The organism is uncultured Xanthomarina sp., from assembly GCF_963971605.1.
GTDB classification, from domain to species: Bacteria; Bacteroidota; Bacteroidia; order Flavobacteriales; family Flavobacteriaceae; genus Xanthomarina; species Xanthomarina gelatinilytica.
On sequence record NZ_CAXATZ010000022.1, the window covers coordinates 37,408 to 44,340 of the forward strand.

The 6,933-nt window shown below is 34.5% G+C and carries 7 protein-coding genes and 1 pseudogene; 1 reads left to right on the forward strand and 7 read right to left on the reverse strand.

Annotation, left to right across the window (positions count from 1 at the left end):
* Positions 1–47 precede the first annotated feature (47 nt).
* The 7 genes and pseudogenes from AACY93_RS09315 to AACY93_RS09345 all read right to left on the reverse strand — a co-directional run bounded on the left by AACY93_RS09315 (position 48) and on the right by AACY93_RS09345 (position 6,279).
* Positions 48–1,262 (reverse strand): cysteine desulfurase, encoded by a 1,215-nt coding sequence (locus tag AACY93_RS09315; protein ID WP_286852929.1) that lies wholly within the window; start codon positions 1,260–1,262, stop codon positions 48–50.
* A 63-nt stretch (positions 1,263–1,325) separates the two neighbouring features.
* Positions 1,326–2,639, reverse strand: coding sequence for a Fe-S cluster assembly protein SufD (sufD, locus tag AACY93_RS09320; protein WP_286852928.1), 1,314 nt, complete (start codon positions 2,637–2,639; stop codon positions 1,326–1,328).
* Positions 2,640–2,703: 64 nt separating this feature from the next.
* Positions 2,704–3,094 (reverse strand): annotated as a pseudogene (locus tag AACY93_RS09325) (four helix bundle protein).
* 28 nt (positions 3,095–3,122) lie between these two features.
* Positions 3,123–3,872 carry a Fe-S cluster assembly ATPase SufC gene (gene sufC, locus AACY93_RS09330; protein ID WP_286852927.1) on the reverse strand — a complete coding sequence of 250 codons (750 nt, stop codon included), beginning with the start codon at positions 3,870–3,872 and terminating at the stop codon, positions 3,123–3,125.
* A 52-nt stretch (positions 3,873–3,924) separates the two neighbouring features.
* Complete coding sequence (locus AACY93_RS09335; protein ID WP_286852926.1) at positions 3,925–4,332, reverse strand: hypothetical protein; 408 nt, start codon at positions 4,330–4,332, stop codon at positions 3,925–3,927.
* 95 nt (positions 4,333–4,427) lie between these two features.
* Positions 4,428–5,876 carry a Fe-S cluster assembly protein SufB gene (gene sufB, locus AACY93_RS09340; protein WP_286852925.1) on the reverse strand — a complete coding sequence of 483 codons (1,449 nt, stop codon included), beginning with the start codon at positions 5,874–5,876 and terminating at the stop codon, positions 4,428–4,430.
* Between the two features lie 73 nt (positions 5,877–5,949).
* Entirely contained in the window at positions 5,950–6,279 is a 330-nt protein-coding gene (locus AACY93_RS09345) for an iron-sulfur cluster assembly accessory protein (protein ID WP_007646870.1), read from the reverse strand.
* Positions 6,280–6,665: 386 nt separating this feature from the next.
* Between AACY93_RS09345 and AACY93_RS09350 the strand changes: the two genes are divergently transcribed.
* The coding region (locus AACY93_RS09350; protein ID WP_339611797.1) for an AIR synthase related protein at positions 6,666–6,933 on the forward strand (268 nt) is incomplete at its 3' end.

A 6,933-nucleotide genomic window follows, 5' to 3' on the forward strand; every position in this document is an offset into this window, starting at 1 on the left:
GTTTTTTTAATTTAAAAATAAAAGATACAAAAAGGAAGCCAAAGTGTTTAGGCCAACATCATTTTTGCTTTCTTAACTCCTGCAACCAAAATATCCACTTCTTCTTTGGTGTTATAAAATGCAAACGATGCTCTAACAGTTCCGGGAATTTTAAAGTAAGCCATGATAGGTTGTGCACAATGGTGACCTGTTCTTACAGCAATACCTAACTTATCTAAAATGGTTCCAATATCGTATGGATGAATGCCTTCAATATTAAATGAAATGACTGAAGTTTTGTTTTTAGAAGTCCCGTAAATTTTTAATCCTTCTATTTCCATAAGTTTTTCTGTGGCATATTCCAAAAGCTTGTGCTCGTAAGCAGCAATGTTATCAAATCCTATGGCATTTAAATAATCTATGGCAGCACCAAAAGCAATACCACCACTAATGTTTGGTGTTCCAGCTTCAAATTTATGAGGCAAGCCAGCATAGGTTGTTTTTTCAAAAGTAACATCTGCAATCATTTCGCCACCACCTTGGTAAGGTGGCAATTTGTTAAGCCATGCTTCTTTTCCATAAAGCATCCCTACTCCTGTTGGGCCACACATTTTATGTGCAGAAGCCACATAAAAATCCACATTTAATGCTTGAACATCTGGTTTGACGTGTGGACAAGCTTGAGCTCCATCAATTAAGACAGCTGCTCCAACTTGATGGGCTTTTTCAATAATGAGCTCTATAGGATTAATGGTTCCCAAGGCATTTGAGATATGATTTACAAAAACCAGCTTGGTTTTATTTGAAAGCAATTTGCTGTATTCTGTCAAAACCAATTCGCCTTCATCATTCATGGGAATGACTTTTAAAATTGCTCCAGTTTTTTCACATAACATTTGCCAAGGCACAATATTACTGTGATGTTCCAAGGCCGAAACTATAATTTCATCATCTTTATCCAATAATGAAGCAAAACCGTGGGCCACCAAATTGATGCTTTCAGTAGTGCCAGAGGTCATGATAATTTCATGTGCATGCTTGGCATTAAAATGGTTTTGAATTTTATTTCTGGCTTCTTCGTATTTGTCAGTAGCTTCCTGACTTAAGGTATGAACACCTCTGTGAATATTGGCATTGTAGTTGGAATAATAATCCACTATAACATCTATTACCTGAATGGGTGTTTGTGAAGTGGCTCCATTATCTAAATACACTAAAGGTTTGCCATGTACTTTTCTAGAAAGTATGGGGAAATCTTTGCGAATTTCTTTTATTGGAAACATTATTTGTTTATTATTGATTTGAGATATAGAGTTTCATTTAAGAGGTTCCTGCCTTTGCAGGTATTAAAGGTCAAACCCAATATTAACACCTAATTTGGTGGCTATAATTTTATTGATTCGTTGTTTTATTTCAGGAATTTTAACCGAACTCAATACATTATTACTAAAGGCATACATCAATAAAGCCTTGGCTTCTTTTTTTGGAATCCCTCGAGATTGCATGTAAAACAAAGCGCTTTCGTCCAATTGTCCGATGGTACAACCATGGGAACATTTTACATCGTCGGCAAAAATTTCCAGTTGAGGTTTCGTATTTATTGAGGCTTTATCACTTACTAAAATGTTGTTATTGGCTTGAAACGCATTGGTTTTTTGCGCTTCTTTGTTTACCAAGACTTTTCCGTTGAATACACCTGTTGCATTGTCGTTAAAGATACCTTTGTAATCTTGATGACTCTCACAGTTTGGTTCTATATGATGCACCAAAGTGTTGTGGTCCACATGCTGTTTGTTACCAATAATGGTCACTCCTTTTAAGGTAGAATCGATGCGTTCTCCATTTTGATAAAAATTAAGGTTGTTACGTGTTAATTTACCACCAAATGAAAACGTATGAACCGAACAATGACTCTCTTGCTTTTGGTTGATGAAGGTATTGTCTATTAAAGACGCATTTTCATTGTCGTTTTGAATTTTGTAATAATCTACTATAGCCCGTTTATTTGCAAAAATTTCAGTCACACTGTTTGTTAAAACCGGATTATTGGTTAAACTTTGGTGACGTTCGATAATTTGCACATGGGAATTCTCGTTAACCACAATTAAATTACGTGGTTGATGCATGATAGCTGTTTCATTTCCTGTAGAAAAATGGATGATTTGAATAGGTTTCTCTACCAATTTGTTTTTAGGAATATGAATATAAGCCCCTTCTTGGGAGAAAGCCGTATTTAAAGATGTTATGCTGTCTTTAGTGGCTGCTTTGTTGAAATAATTATCAATAACCAATTGGTATTTGGGTTTGTTTAAAGCTGCAGACATTAAACAAACATCTATGCCATCATGTGTGGTTTGAGATAAATGCGATGAGTATTTTCCATCTATAAACACAATTTTATAACTGTCTATTTCGTGTATAAAATACTTTTTAACATCGTTGTATTCAATGTTCTTTTCGTGTTTGGGAAACACACTGTAATCGTGCTTTAAAATGCTTTTTAAAGATGTGTATTTCCAGGCTTCTTCTTTTTTGGAAGGAAACCCTTGACTTTCAAATATTTTTATGGCTTCACTTCTAACATTGTGAACCGGTGAATCTATATCCACACGATTTTCAAATGCTAGAAAGGATGAAATGAGTTTGTCTTTTAATTCCATTTTTTTTATTGTTTCAAGTTTTTTGTTTAAAGTTTCAGGTTGCTCACTTATTCACTTTAAAACTTTATTTAAACTTGTTTCCTTTAAAATCTTTTTTTGTTTAAATATGAAATAAATGCAGCTATTCTTTTGCTTAATTTTTCATATTCATCTACTAATAATTTTAGTTTTTCTTCTGAAATATATTCAGAATCATAAACTCTATATAATTGAGATCTTGCTTCTCCTGCAGAACCTTTTGCGATAGAAAGAAATTGTCTAAATTCAAGATTTCCGTCTCTTTCAAAACCTTCAGCAATATTGTCCATTATAGAACCTGAAGACCCTTTAATTTGATCTTTCAGTCTAAAATCATTTTTTAAATCTGTTTCAATTGTAATGTCTTTGATTATATTAAATAGTCTTCTGGCTTCCTGCCATGTTTCTAAATCTTCAAATCGCGATATGGTTGTCATAAACCTGAAACATTAAACTTGAAACTTTTTAAACCAACTCCTGTTTAATCCAGTCGTAACCTTTTTCTTCTAGCTCATGCGCCAATTCCTTTGTACCAGATTTTACAATCCTTCCATTGTGCAAAACATGAACAAAATCTGGAACGATGTAATCCAATAATCTTTGGTAATGTGTAATAACAATGACAGCATTGTCTTTGCTTTTCAATTTATTTACACCATTTGCAACAATACGCAAAGCGTCAATATCTAGACCAGAATCTGTTTCATCAAGAATAGCAAGTTTTGGTTCTAACATGGCCATTTGAAAAATTTCGTTACGTTTTTTTTCACCTCCTGAGAACCCTTCGTTTAAGGAACGAGACAAAAACTTTCTGTCTATTTCCAACAATTCAGATTTTTCGCGAATTAATTTCAGCATTTCATTGGCAGGCATTTCTTCCAGTCCTTTTGCCTTACGGGTTTCGTTAATTGCTGTCTTCATGAAGTTGGTTACGGAAACTCCTGGGATTTCCACTGGATATTGAAACGATAGAAAGATGCCTTTATGAGCGCGCTCTTCTGCTGCCAATTCCTCAATGTTTTTGTCTTCAAAAAGTATGTCTCCATCTGTAACTTCATATTCTTCTTTCCCAGCAATAACTGAAGCCAGAGTACTTTTACCAGATCCATTTGGTCCCATAATGGCATGTACTTCTCCAGGATTTACTTCTAAATTAATGCCTTTTAAAATGGCTTTATCTTCAACACTTGCGTGTAGGTTTTTTATTTTTAACATAATTTATTTATTCAAAAAAAATCAGTGTTTTAAACACTAATTCCTGTTCTTATTATTTATCGGTTCCTATTACAATATCTTTTTTGTTTGGGTTTGGCTTGCTCACATTAATGATTTCCTTAATCTCTATACGAAAAGGCCAACCTTCTTCTCCATCTGGTTTTGGTATCACGTTCCCTCTAATTTCTACAGGAACCATGTCTGTATCCTCTGTTTTATAGCCTTTAACCATGTCGTGCAATTCATGCATTTTTTGGTTTATAACAACACCATATACTTCTTGAGGTGTTTGTAAAACAGCTGCATCGGCATAATACACAAAATCACCAGTTAACAAGGTTAAGCGTTCGGTTTGCTGTTCTGTAGCAGTGTTTTCAGTATTGGTTGTGCCTGTTTTGGAATCGTTTTTACAACTGTAAAGCGTTGTGATTATTAAGAATAAGATGACTGTTTTTTTCATGATTATTATTAATTAAAATTTAGATGCTTCAACGTTTCCATCGTTATTGTTTTGGTGGATGGGTACGCTCAGCATGATACTTCATTCCAATAAGTTTAACCAACAGATCCTTCTAAAGAAATTTCCAATAATTTTTGGGCCTCAATAGCAAATTCCATTGGGAGTTTGTTTAAAACATCTTTACTAAAACCGTTTACAATTAGTGCAATGGCTTTTTCTGTATCGATACCACGTTGGTTGCAATAAAAAATTTGGTCTTCACCTATTTTACTGGTTGTTGCCTCGTGTTCAATTTGTGCCGATTTGTTTTTTGCTTCAATGTAGGGAAACGTGTGTGCACCACACTCGTTGCCCATTAACAAGCTGTCGCATTGTGAAAAGTTACGCGCATTGTCTGCATTGGCATTTATTTTTACCAAGCCTCTGTAAGAGTTTTGTGATTTTCCTGCCGAAATACCTTTAGAGATGATGGTTGATTTGGTATTTTTCCCCAAATGAATCATTTTGGTACCAGTGTCTGCCTGTTGGAAATTATTGGTTACGGCAATGGAATAAAATTCACCAACCGAATTATCCCCTTTTAATATGCAACTAGGATATTTCCAGGTAATGGCAGAACCGGTTTCAACTTGTGTCCAGGAAATTTTTGCGTTTTTCTCACAAATCCCTCTTTTGGTTACAAAGTTATATACACCTCCTTTACCTTGGTCGTTTCCAGGATACCAATTTTGAACGGTTGAATATTTTATTTCGGCTCCATCAAGTGCAATAAGTTCCACAACAGCTGCATGCAATTGGTTCTCGTCCCTACTTGGAGCAGTACAACCTTCCAGGTAACTAACGTAACTGTCTTCGTCTGCAATTAAAAGTGTACGTTCAAATTGTCCGGTTCCAGCTTGATTGATTCTAAAATAGGTGGATAACTCCATAGGGCAACGAACACCTTTGGGAATGTAGCAAAAACTACCATCACTAAACACGGCTGAATTTAATGCAGCATAAAAGTTGTCTTTTTGTGGCACAACCGTTCCGATGTATTTTTTAACCAATTCTGGATGTTCTCTTATGGCTTCACTAATGGAGCAGAAAATAATTCCTTTTTCGTTTAGTGTTTTTTTGAAAGTTGTTGCTACAGATACGGAATCAACAACCACATCCATGGCGACTCCAGCCAGCTTTTTTTGTTCGTCTAACGAGATTCCTAATTTTTTGAAAGTGTCCAATAATTCTGGATCCACTTCGTCTAAACTGTCGTATTTAGGTTTGCTATTTGGCGCAGAATAATAGGATATGGCTTGAAAATCCGGTTTTTCGTAAGTAACATTTGCCCATTCCGGCTCAATCATTTCTTTCCAGGCACGAAAAGATTCCAGCCTCCAATCTGTCATCCATTGTGGTTCTTCCTTTTTCAAGGAAATAGCTTTTACTATTTCTTCATTTAAACCAACAGGAAAGGTGTCAGATTCAATATCAGTATAAAAACCGTATTCGTATTCCTTGGTTTTTAGTTCTTCTCTTAAATCGTCTTCTGTATATTTAGTCATAGATTCTAATTATTTTTATAAAGTCTTCACAAAAGGAAGACTTATCTGCCAATAGGCAGGTTTGGGTAAGCTGTTATAGTGAAAAAGATTCACCACAGCCACAAGTTCTATTTGCGTTTGGATTGTTAAAAACAAAGCCAGCGCCATTTAAGCCTCCGGAATATTCTAAAGTGGTTCCTATGAGGTACAAAAAGCTTTTTTTGTCAACAATAATTTTCACACCATTGTCTTCAAATACTTTATCTCCTTCCAGTTGCTCCTTATCAAATTTTAAATCGTAGGACAAACCAGAACAACCACCACTTTTAACACCAACCCGCACGAAATCCGTAGCTGAATTAAAGCCGTCTTCAGACATTAATTCCACTACTTTCTTTTTTGCTGTTTCCGATACTTTAATCATAAATAAAATAGATTAATTCACGTGTAAATATTAATTTTTCTATTGTTGCCAGTTGCTTTCATTCATAAAGACTGGCTTAAAGTACCAGGTTCTTTATTAAGAAAGTTTCTAAATAGAAACGCAAAGATACAATATATGTCCTATTTTACCATGGAACATAACATTATATTAGCAAATACTTAGATAGGTTTTTGTTATGGATTTTACAGAAGCATAAACTTAATAAATAACAAACTTTAAAAAAGCGTGTCACTGTACATTAGGTGGTTGGTGAAGTCTTGTTTTCTCTTGAGTTTTCTAATGTATTTGCATGAATCTATGTTGCTTGTTTGATTTAAATATAATTTTTTTCTGCATATCAGCAAGAAGGTTCTTATTTTTGCAATATGATAGAAGATAAAAACCAAAACAGAACAGATTTGGGTTCCTTGGGGGAATTTGGCTTGATAGACCATTTAACTAAAAATTTTACCATAAAGCAAAAGTCTACCATAAAAGGTGTTGGTGATGATGCTGCTGTTATGGATTTTAAAAAAGAACAGGTTGTGGTTACAACCGATATGCTTGTTGAAGGTGTACATTTTGATTTAAGTTATGCGCCATTAAAACATTTAGGTTATAAGGCCATTATTGTGAATCTATCTGATGTTTATG